We start from the raw sequence: 804 nt of genomic DNA, 5'->3' as shown, positions 1-804 counted from the left end.
AGAAGTGGCTAGTCTAACCGCAAGGAGGACGGTCACCACGGTAGGATTCATGACTGGGGTGAAGTCGTAACAAGGTAGCCGTATCGGAAGGTGCGGCTGGATCACCTCCTTTCCAGAGCTTCTCGCACAAGTTGAGCGCTCACGCTTATCGGCTGTTGATAAAGACAGAAAGACTGTCTGTTAGCGGTTTAACCGGCTATCATGCCGGCCGCTTTCGATAATCATCAATGACAAACATTCGAATGAAGTTTGGTTCGAGTCTTTGTCATTGGCGATTGAGCCAGTCAGAGCGATACGAAAGTATCGGCTGTCGTTCTTTAACAATCTGGAAGAAGTAAGTAATTTGGATAGCGGAAGCGTCTTGAGATGGACGTGGAAACTATCCGGGTTGTGATTGTATCGATGTATCTCAAGATGATTCGAACTCTATGTTTGACTCAATTGGAATACGGCACAACGCGAGAACTCAACCTGTAGCGACTGTCGATGAGACAGACTCGTTATAGGGTCAAGCGAACAAGTGCATGTGGTGGATGCCTTGGCGATCACAGGCGATGAAGGACGCGGTAGCCTGCGAAAAGCTACGGGGAGCTGGCAAACGAGCTTTGATCCGTAGATGTCCGAATGGGGAAACCCACTCCTTTTGGAGTATCCATGGCTGAATACATAGGCCATGTGAAGCGAACGCGGTGAACTGAAACATCTAAGTAACCGCAGGAAAAGAAATCAACCGAGATTCCCAAAGTAGTGGCGAGCGAAATGGGATGAGCCTTGCACTCTTTATTTGTATTGTTAGCCGAACGC

Annotated in this window: 2 rRNA genes; both read left to right on the top strand. The window is 48.5% G+C overall.

The annotated features are described in order from the left end of the window. A 16S ribosomal RNA gene (locus CFB52_RS34055) occupies positions 1–112 on the top strand; the annotation flags it as partial. Positions 113–506: 394 nt separating this feature from the next. Continuing rightward, positions 507–804, top strand: a 23S ribosomal RNA gene (locus CFB52_RS34045); the annotation flags it as partial.

It is taken from the genome of Burkholderia sp. AU18528 (genome assembly GCF_002223215.2).
GTDB lineage: Bacteria > Pseudomonadota > Gammaproteobacteria > Burkholderiales > Burkholderiaceae > Burkholderia > Burkholderia semiarida.
Note: the sequence above shows the minus strand (reverse complement) of the source record. Positions and strands in the feature narration are given on the sequence as shown.